Source organism: Mesorhizobium sp. M0768 (assembly GCF_040320195.1).
GTDB lineage: Bacteria > Pseudomonadota > Alphaproteobacteria > Rhizobiales > Rhizobiaceae > Mesorhizobium.
Map to the genome: position 1 here is coordinate 110,439 of NZ_JAMYPD010000002.1, position 15,757 is coordinate 126,195.

Genomic DNA, 15,757 nt, shown 5'->3' on the forward strand with positions numbered 1-15,757 from the left:
ACTGTCCTTTGCAGCTGGTCCAGGTTGTTCAGGTTTCGTCGTCGTCGGCCGGCGGCTCGACCGGCACTTCGGCCTCGTCGGCTTCCGGCGCATCGGGAATGCGCACGTCGATGATCTTGGCACCGGGAAAGCGCGCCAGGATGGCGGCGACCGTCGGGTCGCTCTTGGCATCGAGGAAGGCGTTTTCGCGCTTTGTCGATTCCATCTCGGCCAAGGTCTGGCCGCCCTCGTCCTTCGACAGCGACACCAGCCAGTTGCGGCCCGTCCAGGCGCGCAGCTTGGCGGTCAAATCATTGAGCAACATCTTCGGCGCATCGTCGGTCAGGCTGACGTCGATACGACCGGGCTCGATGCGCACCAGGCGCACGCAACGCTTCACCAGCACCTTGAAGGCCATGTCGCGCTGGGCGTCGGCAAGGGCGATAATGTCGGCCAGCGATTTCACCGGCACCGGCGACGCCTCGACCGCCGGCTCCGGCGGAGCAACGAAGTTGGTCGGCACGGGCTCGGCCTCGACCAGGCGCATCGTCTCGACCAGGCGCATTGTCTGGGCGCCGCCATTGGACGTCGGCATCCGCGCCTGCGCCACGGCGCCGGCACCACCGCCTGCAGGCGCATGGTTTGCGGGGCCGGGGCTTGCCGGCGTGCCATTCGCGCGCGGCGCGGCACCCGGCAGTGTACCGCCGTTCTCCAGCGATTTCAGCGCCTCGTCCAGCGTCGGCAGGTCGGCGGCATGGGCCAGCCGGATCAGCACCATCTCGGCGGCGCTGACCGGGCGGTTGGAGGTCTGCACCTCGGGAATACCTTTCAAGAGGATCTGCCACGTCCGCGACAGCACCTTGACCGACAGCGTGCTGGCGAAATCGGCGCCGCGCCGGCGCTCGTCCTCGGACAGCGAGGCGTCGTCGATGGCCGCCGGCACGAAACGCAGACGGGTGACCAGATGATTGAACTCGGCAAGGTCGGTCAGCACCGCGGCAGGATCGGCGCCGGTATCGTACTGGGCACGGAATTCGGCAAGTGCGGCGGCGACGTCGCCCTTCATGACATGTTCGAACAGGTCGACGATGCGGGCACGGTCGGCAAGGCCGAGCATAGCACGCACCGCTTCGGCGCTGACCGCGCCGCCGCCATGGGCGATCGCCTGGTCGAGGATGGACTGCGCATCGCGCATCGAGCCTTCGGCCGCGCGCGCGATCATCGCCAGCGCATCGTCTTCGACTTCGATGCCCTCCAGACGGGCTATCCTGGCAAGGTCGGCCTTGATCATTGCCGCATCGATGCGCCTGAGGTCGAAACGCTGGCAGCGCGACAGGACGGTGATCGGCACCTTGCGGATTTCGGTGGTGGCGAAGATGAACTTGACGTGCGGCGGCGGCTCTTCCAGCGTCTTCAGCAGGCCGTTGAAGGCCTGGTTGGAAAGCATGTGCACTTCGTCGATGATGTAGACCTTGTAGCGCGCCGACACCGGGGCGTAGCGCACACGCTCGATGATGTCCCTGATGTCGTCGATGCCGGTATGCGAGGCGGCGTCCATCTCGATGACGTCGACATGCCGGCCTTCCATGATCGCCTGGCAATGCTCGCCGAGCACGGCAAGGTCGACGGACGGCTGGTCGACGGTCGATGTTTTGTAGTTCAGGGCCCGCGCGAGTATGCGCGCGGTCGTCGTCTTGCCGACGCCACGCACGCCGGTCAGCATCCAGGCCTGGGCGATGCGGCCGGTGGCAAAGGCATTGGTCAACGTGCGGACCATCGGCTCCTGGCCGATCAGTTCGGAGAAATTCGACGGTCGGTATTTGCGCGCCAGCACGCGGTAGGCGGCAGGCTTGTCCAATTTCCCGGCCTCGTTTCCGGCTTCGCTCATTCGCCCGTTAAGCTCCAAGGGCTGCCACTAGAGGCGGCCGATTCCTGCGCATAGTTTCGCCCGCGCGGCTTGGCGCCGTCAATGTCGGGGTAAAAGGCGAAGAGGCGGGAGGCTGGAACAATGACCCGTTCCGGGCTCGTTAGGGCTGCTTCCTTCCGGACCTGACCCGGTTGGCGAGTGGACCGTCCACCACCAACCTCCCAGCCTCCATATCGGCAATCCGGCGATGAAATGCAAGTGCGGATGATAGGGTCCTTGAGCGATGGCGAAAGCTGAAACCAAAAACCCGCCTCGGCGGGCGGGTCGTTGGTGCGAATAATCACCATAGCGAGATTAGTAGCATAGCTGCCGGCACAAAGCAAGAACAAAATGTGGCCGCGATCAAAATCGTCAATCTCGGCGGGGCAGCGCCAAGCTGATGCAATTTGCCCGGGCCTCACTTCTTCGCGCACAATCAGCGCCGCGACGGCCAATGTTGGTTGCTGCCCCTTGCGGCCCTTCGGAAGCCGCTCTAGCGTCGATGGAGTTCAAAAAACGTCAAAAAGTGAGGGAAACGCCGATGCTGCCGGGCCTCAAGGCCGGATTCACGCTTGACGCCCAGCTGGAAGCCGACAGCGAACAGCTGATGTGGCTCGGCCTGTGCGAATTGCGCGTCATGAACGACCGCCGCTGGCCATGGCTGCTGCTGGTGCCGCAGCGGCCGGGCATCGAGGAAATCCACGACATGACGCCGCTGGACCAGGCGATGCTGACCTTCGAGACCAACATGGTGGCGCTGGCGCTGAAGCGGGTGACCGGCTGCACCAAGATCAACACCGGCGCACTCGGCAACATCGTGCGCCAGCTGCATGTACACGTCATTGCGCGCTCGGAAGGCGATCCCGGCTGGCCTGGCCCGGTGTGGGGGCACGGCCTGCGCGAGCCCTATCAGCGCTCCGACCTTCGCAAGTTTGCGGAAAAGATCAAGGCAGCGTTATAAGCCTCTCCGTGTCCACCTTGAACCTTCCCGAGTCTGCATGAGCTTTCGCCTGTTTGACGCGCCCTTGCGCCAGCCGAGCCAGTTCGTCGGCTTCGCCGGCAACGTTATCGACCGGCAGTCCGAAAACCGCGCCGACGATTCCGTCGAAAAGGCACTCGCCGATCCCTCGGCGCGGCTTTTGCTGATGCGTGGCGGCCGGCTCTATTTGAAGCTTGCGCAAGGCGCATTCGACCCTTGGTTCGGCGTGGCCGAATGCCGGCCGCTCGAAGCATCGCTCGAAAACGGCGTCCTGCTCGGTTTTTCCGAAAGCGGCCCGGTGCTGGCGGTGCCGGCCGGGGTCGAGCCCGAGCAGCTTCCCGAGACGATCAAGGCGATCGACTATCGCTCGGTCTATATGCAGGGGCTGATCGACGAAGCGGCGGCCGGCGCGCTGGCGCAAGGGGCGGCGCTGCTCGCCTGGCATGCCAGCCATCGCTTCTGCAGCAAATGCGGCACCGAAGCCGCGATGCGGGCGGGCGGTTACAAGCGGCATTGCCCGGCCTGCGGTACGGAGCACTTTCCGCGCACCGACCCGGTGGCGATCATGCTGACGGCAACACGCGAAAAATGCCTGCTCGGCCGCGGCCGGCATTTCGGGCCCGGCATGTATTCGGCGCTCGCCGGTTTCATCGAGCCGGGCGAGACGATCGAGGCGGCGGTGCGCCGCGAAACGCTGGAGGAAGCCGGCATCAGGCTCGGCCGCGTCGTCTACCACGCCAGCCAGCCCTGGCCGTTTCCCTATTCGCTGATGATCGGCTGCTTCGGCGAACCGCTCAACGACGATATCCAGCCCGACCTCAACGAGCTGGAAGATTGCCGCTGGTTCTTTCGCGACGAGGTGCTCTCGATGGTGGCCCGCGAGCATCCGGGCGGCCTGGTGACACCGCCGAAGGGGGCGATCGCCTATAACCTCATCCGCGCCTGGGCTGACAGCGCGTGACACGAAGACATCGCAGGAGCAAAAAATGATCCGTCACACCGTCGTGTTCACGCTGAAACACCCGCCGCATTCGCTCGAGGAAAAACGGTTCCTCGCCGACGCCAAGAGGATTCTCACGGCGATAAAGGGCGTCACGCATTTCGAGCAGTTGCGGCAGGTCAGTCCCAAGAACGACTACCGCTTCGGCTTCTCGATGGCGTTTGCCGATCAGCGGGCCTATTCCGGCTATAACGACCATCCCGACCACGTCGCCTTCGTCCGCGACCGCTGGATCCCCGAGGTCGAGGCGTTTATGGAGATCGACTACGTGCCGCTCGGCTGGGGCTGAGACTGGAAAGCGGCGCTCTAAAAAATTAATACCCGGCGTCGCGATCCACTACATTTTCCAGCGCTTCGCCGCGCTCGAAAGCATCCATCTGACGCAGCATGATCGGCGCCAGGTGGACCGGATCGGAGGTTGCCGCCGCGTGCGGCGTCACGAACACTTTGGGGTGGCTCCATAGCGGGCTGGTCTTCGGCAGCGGCTCGACCTCGAAAACGTCGAGGCTGGCTTCCTTCAGCGTGCCGTCGTCCAGCGCGCGCAAAATGTCGGCGTCCTTCTGCAGCCTGCCGCGCCCGGCATTGATCAGCACTGAGCCGCCGAGCCCGTTGCGCTTGCGCAGCTCCTTCAGCACGCTGTGGTTGATGATGCCGTGCGTCTGCGGCGTCAGCGGCAGCAGCACCACCAGGATATCGGTGGCGTTGAGGAACGGGATCAGGCCGGCCTCGCCCGCGTAAGTCGAGACACCTTGCATCGGCCGGTCGCTGCGCGACCAGCCATTGACGGGAAAGCCGAGCGACAACAGCACCGATGCCGCCGCGCGGCCAAGCGTGCCGAGCCCCATAATGCCGACCGAGATGTCGCTGGCCGGCCGCTGCTGCGGTTCATGCCAGATCTTCTTCTGCTGCTGGGCGCGGTAGAGCATGCCCTGGCGATGGTGGTCGAGCACCCGCCAGACGACGTATTCGGTCATGTACTGGGTCAGGTTGTCGGCCACCACCTTGACGACCGGTACGTCGGGCAAGGTGGGATCGGCGAAGATGTGGTCGACGCCGGCGCCGATCGAGAAGATGGCGCGCAGATTGGGCAGCGAAGACAACAGGTTCGGCCGCTGTTTCCACACCACCGCATAGGTGATCGAGGGATCGCCGGCGCCGTTCGGCTCGAGCACCACCTCGCGCTCCGCCGACAGCAGTTCGCGCCAGCGCAGCGGATGAATACCGGTGAGGGCAAGCAGGATGCGGCCTTTTTCCATTGCGGATTGTTTTTCCCTTTTTACCAACAGCGTTCGCGTCCCGACGCGCAAGGCGCGGCTGCGTTTTGATTTTGTGCATGATCTCTGGCGAAAATCTACTCGCTGACGATGCCGACCGGCGCCGTTTCGATCTTGAAGGCGGCCGAGATCAACGCCTTTGTATAGTCGGTCCGCGGTTTGCCAAAAATCTGTTCGGAAGGACCGGCCTCGACGATCCTGCCATTGCGCATGACGATGACTTCGTTGGCGAGCGCGCGGATGACCCTCAGATCGTGGCTGATGAAGAGGTAGGCGAGGTCGTGCTTGGCCTGCAGGCTGCGCAAGAGGTCGACGACCTGCGCCTGCACGCTCATGTCGAGCGCCGAGGTCGGCTCGTCCAGCATGACGAAACGCGGGTTGAGCACCATGGCGCGCGCGATGGCGACGCGCTGGCGCTGGCCGCCGGAGAATTCGTGCGGATAGCGGTTGCGCGTCGCCGGATCGAGGCCGACTTCCTTCAGCACGTCGACGACACGCTCGTCGCGCGCATCAGGCGACAGCTTCGGCTCATGGATCTTCAACCCTTCCTCGATGATCTCGGCGACCGACATGCGTGGACTGAGCGAACCGAACGGATCCTGGAAGACGATCTGCAACTCGCGCCGCAACGGCCGCATTTCGTTGAAGGACAGCTGATCGATGCCGCGTCCGTTGAACTGGATGTTCCCGGTCGACGAGATCATCCTGGCCAGCGCCAGGCCGAGCGTCGTCTTGCCTGAGCCGGATTCGCCGACGACGCCAAGCGTCTGACCGGCCCGTACGGTGACGTCGATGCCGTCGACCGCCTTCACATTGTCGACGGTGCGCCGGAAGAAGCCCTTCTTGATCGGGAACCAGACCTTGACGTCCTTGCCGACCATCACCGGCTTGGCGGCCTGGTTGGCCGCCGGCGGCTTGCCTTTCGGCTCGGCGGCAAGCAGATGCCGCGTGTAGGCGTGCTGCGGATTGGCGAATATCTCGTTGGTCGGGCCGGTCTCGACGATCTTGCCCTTGGTCATCACGCAGACCCGGTCGGCGATCTTCCTGACGATGCCGAGATCGTGGGTGATGAACAGCATCGACATGTTCTTGCGGCTTTTCAGGCCGGCCAGCAATTCGAGGATCTGCGCCTGGACGGTGACGTCGAGCGCCGTCGTCGGCTCGTCGGCGATCAAAAGTTCAGGCTCGTTGGCCAGCGACATGGCGATCATGACGCGCTGGCGCTGGCCGCCGGAAAGCTGGTGCGGATAGGCGTCAAGCCGCTTCTCCGGCTCGCGGATGCCGACCTCGTGCAGAAGTTCCAGCGTGCGCGCCTTGGCTTTGCGATCGCCCAGGCCCTGATGCAGCTTCAATACCTCGACGATCTGCTGCTCGATCGTATGCAGCGGGTTGAGCGAGGTCATCGGCTCCTGGAAGATCATGGTGATCTTGTTGCCGCGCACGCGGCGCAGGTCTCTCTCGTCGGCGGCAAGCAGGTCGGCGCCGAGGAACAGTATCCTTCCCGACGGGTGGCTGGCGGTCGGATAGGGCAGCAGCTTCAGCACCGACAGCGCGGTGACCGACTTGCCGGAGCCGGATTCGCCGACCAGCGCCACCGTCTCGCCCTTGGCAAGGTCGAAGGAAATATGGTCGACTGCGATCGACTGGTCGCCGGCTTGCGTGAAGGCGACGCTGAGATCCTGGACCGAAAGCAGCGGGGTGTCGCTCATCTGAACGTCTTGCGCGGATCGAAGGCGTCGCGCGTGGCCTCGCCGACGAAGACCAGCAGCGACAGCATCAGCGAGATGACGACGAAGCCGGAAATGCCGAGCCAGGGCGCGTTGAGGTTGCGCTGTGCCTGCTTCAACAGTTCACCGAGCGAGGCGGAGCCGGGCGGCAGGCCGAAGCCGAGATAGTCGAGCGAGGTCAGCGTCGAGATCGAGCCGCTGAGCAGGAACGGCAGGAAGGTCAGCGTCGCCACCATGGCGTTGGGCAGCAGATGCCGGAACATGATGGTGACGTTGGACACGCCGAGCGCGCGCGCCGCATTGACATATTCGAAGTTACGGGCGCGCAGGAACTCGGCCCGCACCACGCCGACCAGTGCCACCCAGGAGAACAGCAGCATCAATCCGAGCAGGATGAAGAAGCCGGGCGGCAGGATGGCGGCAACGATCAGGAGCAGATACAGCACCGGGATCGCCGACCAGATCTCGATGAAGCGCTGGAACAGAAGATCGGTCCAGCCGCCGAAATAGCCCTGCAGAGCGCCGGCCGCCACGCCGATCAGCGCCGAGCCGGCAGTCAGGATCAGGCCAAACAGCACCGAGATCCTGAAGCCGTAGATGACGCGCGCCAGCACGTCGCGGGCCTGGTCGTCGGTGCCCAGCCAGTTCCAGTTGCCGACGTTGCAATTGGGGTCTGCCTCGCCTTTCGGATACTGGTTGCAGCGCGTCTTCTTGTCGTAGAGCCAGGACGGCTTGGTCGGTGCTGCTTCGGGAATAGCGTTGTTGACGGTCTGGTAGGAGTAGCGCACCGGCGGCCAGACCATCCAGCCATTGGCGTTGATCTCGTCCTGGATGACCGGGTCGCGGTAGTCGGTGACCGCATAGAAGCCACCGAACTTCTCCTCGGGATAGGCGACCAGGACCGGAAACAGGATCTCGCCCTTGTAGGAGGCGATGATCGGCTTGTCGTTGGCGATCAGTTCGGAAACCAGCGACAGCACGAACAGGAACAGGAAAATCCACAACGACCAGTAGCCGCGCCGGTTGGACTTGAAGTTCTGCAGGCGCCGCTGGTTGAGCGGCGACAGAAAGGGCCGCGCGATCCGAGCCGGCGCCGTTTCGGCCATGGTCCGCGCCATCAGACGTCTCTCCGCTCGAAATCGATGCGCGGATCGACCCAGGTATAGATCAGATCGGACAGCAGCCCGACGAACAGGCCAAGCAGCGAGAAGATGTAGAGATTGGCGAAGACCACCGGATAGTCGCGCTGCACCACCGAGTTGAAACCAAGCAGGCCGAGGCCGTCGAGCGAAAAGATGTTCTCGATCAGCAGTGACCCGGTGAAGAATGCCGAGATGAAGGCACCGGGAAAACCGGCGATGACGATCAGCATGGCGTTGCGGAAGACGTGGCCATAAAGCACCTGCCGCTCCGACAGGCCCTTGGCGCGGGCGGTGACCACATATTGCTTGCGGATTTCCTCGAGGAAGGAATTCTTGGTCAAAAGCGTCGTCGTGGCGAAGGCCGACAGCACCAGCGCCGTCAGCGGCAGGGTCATATGCCAGAAATAGTCGACGATCCGCTGCGGCCAGGACAGCTGGTCCCAATTGTCGGAGGTGATGCCGCGCAGCGGAAACCAGTCCCAGAACGAGCCGCCGGCAAACAGAACCATCAGCAAGATGCCGAACAGGAAGCCCGGAATCGCGTAGCCGACGATGACGACGCCGCTGGTCCAGACGTCGAAAGTGGAGCCGTCCTTGACCGCCTTGCGGATGCCGAGCGGGATCGAGATCAGGTAGGACAAAAGCGTGATCCACAGCCCGATCGAGATCGACACCGGCATCTTTTCCAGGATCAGGTCGAGCACCGATATGTCGCGGAAATAGCTGTCGCCGAAATCGAAGCGGAGATAGTTCCACAGCATCATGCCGAAGCGCTCGAGCGGCGGCTTGTCGAAGCCGAACTGCTTCTCCAGCTTCTTGATGAATTCCGGATCGAGCCCTTGCGCGCCGCGGTATTTCGAGCCGACGTCGCCGGCGACATCGACATTGGCGCCGCCCGCATCGCCCCCACCGCCGCCAAGGCGATCGCTGCCGCCCTGGTTGGTCAGCCTGGCGATGACCTGCTCGACCGGCCCGCCTGGAGCAAACTGGATGACGGCAAATGACACCGCCATGATACCGAACAGGGTCGGGATCATCAAAAGGATGCGGCGCAATATGTAGGCGCCCATCAGGCTTTACCCTCCTTGAGGACGACCATTGTGTCTGAAGGTGCCCCTAAGGCAATCGCCCCAGGCCAATTGCCGAAGACGGTGCCGCCCTTCATTGTCCTGCCGGACATTTCTCCCCGTATAGTGACGGGGAGAAAGGGGCTGGCCGTAGTCTCGGCGCTTCTATTGCGACGCTTATGATCGGCGAAACCATCGATGAAAGCGCCCCTCTCCCCGTCGCTATACGGGGAGAGGATGCCGGCAGGCAGGTGAGGGGCGGCGCCAGCGCTCGCAAGAAATTCAGGCTTTGCCAATCTTTGCCGCCTTGTCTTTATCGAACCACCACAGCGTCTCGACCGGAAAGTCGTAATCCGGCTTTTGAGCGGGAAAGCCGAACATGTCCCAGAAGGCTGCCCGGTGATTCGCCAGATGATATGTTGGAATCCAGTCTAGCCGCGCGCGCAAGACCCGATCGAGCGCGTTGAGCGCGGTGACGAGTTCGATCCGGCTCTGCGCCTTGCCGGCTGCCTCGATCAGCGCGTCGATGGCTTTGCTTTCCGTACCCGGATAGTTGCGCATCCCCGGCGTTTTCGCCATCCGGGAAGCATAGAGGATCTCCAAACCATCGGCGGTTGGCGTCGCTCCGATCGACCATGCGAGCATGTTGAAGTCGAAGTCGAAATTGCTCTGCCGCGCTTCAAACTGCGCCGAATCGACCTGCCGGACCGAAGCGTCGATGCCGATCGCCTTCATATTCTCGGACCACGGAAGGAAGATGCGAACGAGGCCATCGTCCTCGGCCAGCATTTCCACCCGCAGCCGGTCGCCCTTGTCATTGACGACGAAATTGCCCGTTCGCTTCCAGCCGGCTTCGGCAAGCAGTCTCGAAGCCTCGCGCAGCAGCTTGCGGTCGTGGCCCGAACCGTCGGAGACGGGTTGCATCACCGGATCGCCGAAGGTCTCCGGCGGCAACTCGGCTCGAAACGGCTCCAGCAGTTTCAATTCCTGGGGTGAGGGCAGGCCCTTGGCCTTGTAGTCCGACCGCTCGAAGTTCGATTGCGAACGCTCGTAGGAGTCGAAAAACAGAACCCGCCTGGTCCATTCGAAGTCGAAGCAATAGGCGATTGCCTGTCTCACGCGAATGTCGCGGAACTGCGGACGGCGCTGATTGAGTGCGACAGCCTGCATGGATGGCGTTTTCTCGCCGGGAAATTCGCGTTTGACGACCCTGCCATCCTTCAGCGCTGGAAAGTCGTAGCCGGTCGCCCATACCCGCGCAGTGAACTCCTCGCGAAAATGCGTATCCCCTTTCTTGAACGCTTCAAACGCTGCCTGGCGATCAAGGTAGAAATCGATACGGATGCGGTCGAAATTATTAAGCCCGCGGTTCACGGCCAGATCGCGGCCCCAATAATCGGCGACGCGTTCATATTCGATGGTCTGCCCGGCCACCACCCGCCCCATTCGGTACGGCCCGGAACCGAGCGGTGGGGTCATCGTCGAGGCGTCGAAATCATTGGCCGTGTAGAAGGCTTTGGACACGATCGGCATTACGACGATCGCGAGGATATTCTGCGCCGACTGTTGGCCGTTGAAGGTAAGGCTGACTGTAAGCGGATCGATTGCGACCGCATCCGTCATGTGCCGCAGCGCTTGGGAAAGGTTCGGATGTCCCCGATCTTTGTAGAGGTTCAAGGCGAAGGCAACGTCCTCGGCGGTCAGCGGCGAGCCGTCATGGAAACGCGCTTGTGGCCGCAGGCTGAAGCGGAAGCCGTTGCGGTCCTGCGACAAGGTAACGGATTCGGCAAGCTGGCCGTAGACCGCATCCGGCTCATCGACTGCCCTTGCCATCAGCGAATCGAAACAGAGTTCGGTGCGCGGCGGCGAATCCCCTTTCAACACCAGCGAGTTCAGCGTGTTGAAAGTCAGGAAGCTCTGATTGAGGGTGGAGTTCGGCGGGGCGAAATTCATCCGGCCGCCCTTGGGAGCGTCCGGATTGACATAGTCGAAATGCGCGAAATCCGGAGGATATTTGAGATCGCCGAAGGCCGACAGGCCGTGCAGTTTCACGCCGGTCGGGATCGTGGCGAAAGCCCGGCCGGGCAGCAGCGCCGCGGCCGCGGCGGCACCGCCCAGGGCGAGGAAGTCGCGACGGGGCAGCACCGCCATCAATTGCCACTCTTGTATTTGGCCGCCAGCGCCTTTTCCTTGACCGGATCGATCCACCAGGAATTCTGGTCGACGCCGCTATAGGCGGGCTGCTTCTCCGGCATACCGAACTTGTTCCAGTAGGCGAGCCAGACCACGGCACGGTAATATTGCGGCACGACATAGTAGTTCCACAGCAGCACCCGGTCGAGCGCATGGGTGGCGGCAACCAGATCGTCGCGGTCGGTGGCAAAGATGATGCGGTCGACCAGCGCATCGACGACCGGATTCTTGATGCCGGCGTAATTGCGCGATCCCGGCGAATCGGCGGCCTTGGAACTCCAGAAATCGCGCTGTTCATTGCCAGGAGAGTCCGACTGCCCGAGTATCGAAGTGACCACGTCAAAGTCGAAGTGAGTGACTCGGTTGATATACTGGGTTTGGTCGATCAGGCGCAGCGTTGCGTCGACGCCGATCTTGCGCAGATTGGCGATGTAGGGGCTGGCGATGACCTGGTCGGTGTCGTTCCAGCCGAGGATTTCGAACTTGAATGGCTCGCCGGTCTTGGCGTTGACCATCTTGCCGCCCTTGATGATCCAGCCTGCCTTGGCGAACAGATCGACCGCGGTTTTCAGGTATTTGCGCTCAGCCTGCGGGTTGTCGTAGACCGGCAGCTTGAATTCCTGGGTAAAGACTTCAGGCGGCAGCTTGTCACGGTACTGCTCGAGGATTTCGAGTTCCTTGCCTTGCGGCAGGCCGCTCGACGCCAGTTCGGTGCCCTGGAAATAGCTGCTGGTGCGGGTGTTGGAACCGAAGAACAGGGTCCGGTTCATCGTCTCGAAATCGAACGGATACATCAGCGCGGCGCGCACCAGGCGATCCCTAAACAGCGGGCGCCTGGTGTTGAGCATGAAGGCCTGCATCGGTTCGGGCGACGCGGTCTTGAATTCCTTCTTGATGACGTCGCCGGCCTTGACCGCCGGGAAGTCATAGGCCGTGTTCCAGCGCCTCGAACTGTTCTCCGGCTTGATGTCGTCCAGCCCGCCCTTGGTGAAGGCCTGCCAGGCGGCATTGTCGTCGAGAAAATAGGTGAAACGCTGCCTGTCGAAATTCTCACGGCCAATTTTCACCGGCAGCTTGGCCGCCCAGTAGTCCGGCACGCGCTGCCAGATGATTTCGGACCCCGGCTTGAAGCTGGCGATCTTGTAGGCGGCCGAGCCGAGCGGCGGCTCCTGCGTCGGCTTTGTGACGTCGCGCTTCCTGCCGTTGGCGTCGGTACCTTCCCACCAGTGCTTCGGCAGCACGACGAGACCGCCGAGAATCTGAGGTAACTCCCGATTGCCCTTCTGGTTGAAATGGAACTCCACCTCGCGATCGGAGATCGCAACCGCGTCGGTGACGTTCTCGAAATAACGGCTGTACATCGGGCTGTTGGCCTTCAGCACCTGGAACGACCAGATCACATCGTCGGTCGTTATCGGCTGGCCGTCATGCCATTTCGCCCGCGGATCGAGCCTGTAGGTCGCCGAGGAATAGTCGGCCGGGTATTTGTAGGCATCGGCGATCAGCGGATGGTTGACGCTGCCCTCGTCGGTCGCCTGCTCCATCAGCGTGTCGTAGAGCAGGCCGCCGCCGAACTGCGCGAAGCCGGCGGCCGGCGAACCCTGCACGACATAGGGGTTGAAGCTGTCGAACGTGCCGAGCACCACTGAGTTCACTGTGCCGCCCTTCGGCGCATCCGGAGTGACGTAGTCGTAGTGCTGGAAATTGTCGCCATATTTGGATTCGCCGATCAGCGACGAGGTCGTGCGCCATTCGTCCGCAAAGGCCGCCTGCAGGCCGCCGGCAAAGGCAGCCAGCATCAGCACCGATTTCAGAAGCGTCCGCGCTCGGCCAACCGTCATGCGTTCTCCTCTTCGCGATATAGCGCCGTCACCATAGCGTCTGGGCCCAATCTAGATCATTTGGCGGCGCTGAAAACCGCAACCGAGCGGCTTTGTCGTCGCATATGCATTTTTCCTAACGAAAAAGCCGGGCTGAACCCGGCTTTTTCAAGGATAATGTCATTACAGTTTTGTTATTTTGCGGGTGCCGCCGGGGCGGCTGGCGCCGCGCCTTCTGCCGGCTTGGCAGGGGCTGCACCTTCGGCCGGCTTGGCGGGGGCGTTTTCGGCCGAGGCGCCGGGCGCCGGCAGCGGCTTCGGATTGTCCGACAGCGTGCGCAGATAGGCGATGACGTTGGCGCGGTCCTCATCCTTCGGCAGGCCGGCGAAGCCCATCGCGGTGCCCTTCACGAACTTCTTCGGCGAGGTGATGAAGTGGTTGAGATTGTCGTAGGTCCACTTCTCGCTGCCGCCCTTGGAGAACTCCTTCATGCCGGCCGAATAGGCAAAGCCCTCATGCTCGGCGACCGGACGGTCGACGATGTCCCAGAGATCGGGCCCAACCTTGTTGGGGCCACCCTTTTCGCCGGAGTGGCAAGCCTGGCATTTCTTGAAGATGGCGGCGCCCGCTTCGGCGTTGGCAGTGGTCAGCAGCTCGGCGATCGGCTTCACGGCCGCGGCGGGAGCGGCCGGGCCGCCTTCGGCGGGCTCGGTCGCCTCGATGGCGAAGCCGGGCTTTTCCGGCGCCGGCGAGGCAAACAGCGCGTCGGATACGATGCCAACGGAAAAGACGATGAACACCGTGCCGAGAAAGCCGGCGAGCAGCTTGTTGACTTCGTTGGAATCCATACGCCCCAGGCTCCCTTTTCCGGCGGACCGATCCGTCCACTCCGTCCGTCGGTATCGTGAACCACCCTGCGAGGCGGTCAAATCGCGCGGAAACTAGGTCTTTTGCTCCGGCGTTGCAACACCTATAAGGGCGCTGCCAGTGAGACCTTTTGCCACTTTTGTCCCCCTCTTTTTCGAGCCCCTGCCCGCCTCATGTCCACGCTCATCCTGATCCCGGCCCGCATGGCCTCGACGCGCCTGCCGGGCAAGCCGCTGGCCGACATTGCCGGCACTCCGATGATCGTCCACGTCGCCCGCCGTGCTGCCGAGGCCGGGCTCGGCCGGGTCGTCGTCGCCACCGACACGCAAGGCGTTGCGGAGGCGGTGCGCGCGCATGGTTTCGAGGCGGTGATGACGCGGGCGGACCACGAAACCGGTTCCGACCGCATCTTCGAAGCGCTGACCATTCTCGACCCTGGCAACAGCGTCGAGACCATCGTCAATGTGCAGGGCGATCTGCCGACCATCGACCCCCTTGTTATCGGCGCCGCGCTGAAGCCTTTCGAGAACGCAGCGGTGGATATCGCCACGCTCTGCGTCGAGATCGTACGCGACGAGGAAAAGACCAATCCGAACGTCGTCAAGCTGGTCGGCTCGCCACTCTCGACGACGCGACTCAGGGCGCTCTATTTCACCCGCGCCACCGCCCCTTGGGGCGAAGGCCCGCTCTACCATCATATCGGCCTCTATGCCTATCGGCGCGCCGCACTCGAGCGCTTCGTTGCGCTGAGGCCGTCGCCGCTGGAGCGCCGCGAGCGGCTGGAGCAGTTGCGGGCGCTGGAGGCCGGCATGCGCATCGATGCGGAGATCGTGCAGTCGGTGCCGCTTGGCGTCGATACGCCGGACGATCTCGAACGCGCCAGGGCGCACCTTTCCAGCTAAGAAATTCTTCCCCCAATTCCCGAGACCCCGCGCATGCCTGAAAAGACCAACAAAATATCCTTCCAGGGCGAGCCGGGCGCCAATTCCGACACCGCCTGCCGCAACATGTTCCCGTCAATGGAGCCGTTGCCGTGCCCGACCTTCGAGGACGCCTTCAACGCCGTCGAGACCGGCAAGGCCGATCTGGCGATGATCCCGATCGAGAACACCATTGCCGGCCGAGTCGCCGACATCCATCACCTCTTGCCGGAATCGAAGCTGCACATCATCGGCGAATACTTTCTGCCGATCCACTTCCAGCTGATGGTGCTGCCCGGCGTCAGGCGCGACGAGATCAGGACCGTGCACAGCCACATCCACGCGCTCGGCCAATGCCGCAAATACATCCGCAAGAACGGCTGGAAGGCGACGGTGGCCGGCGACACCGCGGGCGCCGCCAAGATGGTCGCCGCGATGAAGGACCGCACCATGGCGGCGCTGGCGCCGGCGCTGGCCTCAACGCTCTACGGGCTCGACATCATCGAGGAGAATGTCGAGGACACCGACAGCAACGTCACCCGCTTCGTCGTGCTGACCAAGAACAAGCAATGGGCTGAACGTCCCTCGGCCGACGCCAGGATGATGACGACCTTCATCTTCCGCGTCCGCAATGTGCCGGCGGCGCTCTACAAGGCGATGGGCGGCTTCGCCACCAACGGCATCAACATGACCAAGCTGGAAAGCTACCAGCTCGGCGCGTTTACGGCGACGCTGTTCTACGCCGACATAGAGGGCCATCCCGACGATCCGCTGGTGAAGCTGGCACTTGACGAGTTGCGCTTTTTCTCGCGCGAAATGCGCATCCTCGGCGTCTATCCCGCCAGCGCCTCGCGCGAGCAGTGGAAGGTGGCGGATTAAGATC

13 protein-coding genes and 1 other RNA gene are annotated in these 15,757 nt (G+C 63.0%); 5 read left to right on the plus strand and 9 right to left on the minus strand.

What is annotated here, in order from left to right; translation table 11 throughout:
* Positions 1–28: 28 nt before the first annotated feature.
* Positions 29–1,867, minus strand: a complete 1,839-nt coding sequence (locus NKI08_RS02890; protein WP_352767084.1) for a DNA polymerase III subunit gamma/tau — start codon at positions 1,865–1,867, stop codon at positions 29–31.
* 104 nt (positions 1,868–1,971) lie between these two features.
* An RNA gene (gene ffs, locus NKI08_RS02895) (signal recognition particle sRNA small type) lies at positions 1,972–2,068 on the minus strand.
* Positions 2,069–2,426: 358 nt separating this feature from the next.
* Between ffs and NKI08_RS02900 the strand changes: the two genes are divergently transcribed.
* Genes NKI08_RS02900 through NKI08_RS02910 form a run of 3 tightly spaced genes read left to right on the plus strand, consistent with a single transcriptional unit; the run spans position 2,427 to position 4,153 of the window.
* Positions 2,427–2,846: an HIT family protein gene (locus NKI08_RS02900; RefSeq protein WP_023676868.1), complete on the plus strand. Its 420-nt coding sequence runs from the start codon at positions 2,427–2,429 to the stop codon at positions 2,844–2,846.
* A 37-nt stretch (positions 2,847–2,883) separates the two neighbouring features.
* A complete protein-coding gene (gene nudC, locus NKI08_RS02905; protein ID WP_352767086.1) occupies positions 2,884–3,825 on the plus strand; it encodes an NAD(+) diphosphatase in 942 nt (313 codons plus the stop codon).
* 25 nt (positions 3,826–3,850) lie between these two features.
* Positions 3,851–4,153 carry a Dabb family protein gene (locus NKI08_RS02910; RefSeq protein ID WP_352767088.1) on the plus strand — a complete coding sequence of 101 codons (303 nt, stop codon included), beginning with the start codon at positions 3,851–3,853 and terminating at the stop codon, positions 4,151–4,153.
* A 25-nt stretch (positions 4,154–4,178) separates the two neighbouring features.
* Here the strand turns inward: NKI08_RS02910 and NKI08_RS02915 are convergent, their stop codons facing one another.
* The 7 genes from NKI08_RS02915 to NKI08_RS02945 form a co-directional block, all read right to left on the minus strand.
* A complete protein-coding gene (locus NKI08_RS02915) occupies positions 4,179–5,120 on the minus strand; it encodes a 2-hydroxyacid dehydrogenase (protein ID WP_352613864.1) in 942 nt (313 codons plus the stop codon).
* A gap of 95 nt (positions 5,121–5,215) precedes the next feature.
* A complete protein-coding gene (locus NKI08_RS02920; protein ID WP_352767090.1) occupies positions 5,216–6,847 on the minus strand; it encodes an ABC transporter ATP-binding protein in 1,632 nt (543 codons plus the stop codon).
* On the minus strand, positions 6,844–7,983 hold the full coding sequence (locus NKI08_RS02925; protein WP_352767092.1) for an ABC transporter permease: 1,140 nt from the start codon (positions 7,981–7,983) through the stop codon (positions 6,844–6,846). Before NKI08_RS02925 ends, NKI08_RS02920 begins: the two co-directional genes overlap by 4 nt.
* The gene (locus NKI08_RS02930; RefSeq protein WP_352448571.1) at positions 7,983–9,077 is read right to left on the minus strand and encodes a microcin C ABC transporter permease YejB; all 1,095 of its coding nucleotides are present in this window, start codon (positions 9,075–9,077) and stop codon (positions 7,983–7,985) included. The genes NKI08_RS02925 and NKI08_RS02930 overlap by 1 nt, the downstream gene beginning before the upstream one ends.
* A gap of 279 nt (positions 9,078–9,356) precedes the next feature.
* Positions 9,357–11,225: an extracellular solute-binding protein gene (locus NKI08_RS02935; protein ID WP_352767094.1), complete on the minus strand. Its 1,869-nt coding sequence runs from the start codon at positions 11,223–11,225 to the stop codon at positions 9,357–9,359.
* The gene (locus NKI08_RS02940) at positions 11,225–13,108 is read right to left on the minus strand and encodes an extracellular solute-binding protein (RefSeq protein ID WP_352767096.1); all 1,884 of its coding nucleotides are present in this window, start codon (positions 13,106–13,108) and stop codon (positions 11,225–11,227) included. Before NKI08_RS02940 ends, NKI08_RS02935 begins: the two co-directional genes overlap by 1 nt.
* Positions 13,109–13,281: 173 nt before the next feature.
* Complete coding sequence (locus NKI08_RS02945) at positions 13,282–13,935, minus strand: c-type cytochrome (protein WP_352540486.1); 654 nt, start codon at positions 13,933–13,935, stop codon at positions 13,282–13,284.
* Positions 13,936–14,127: 192 nt separating this feature from the next.
* On the opposite strand from NKI08_RS02945, the gene NKI08_RS02950 reads away from it, so the two are divergent.
* Together NKI08_RS02950 and NKI08_RS02955 are read left to right on the plus strand one after the other, a co-directional pair.
* Positions 14,128–14,856, plus strand: a complete 729-nt coding sequence (locus NKI08_RS02950) for a 3-deoxy-manno-octulosonate cytidylyltransferase (protein ID WP_352767098.1) — start codon at positions 14,128–14,130, stop codon at positions 14,854–14,856.
* Between the two features lie 33 nt (positions 14,857–14,889).
* Positions 14,890–15,753 carry a prephenate dehydratase gene (locus tag NKI08_RS02955; protein WP_023717847.1) on the plus strand — a complete coding sequence of 288 codons (864 nt, stop codon included), beginning with the start codon at positions 14,890–14,892 and terminating at the stop codon, positions 15,751–15,753.
* Positions 15,754–15,757 lie beyond the last annotated feature (4 nt).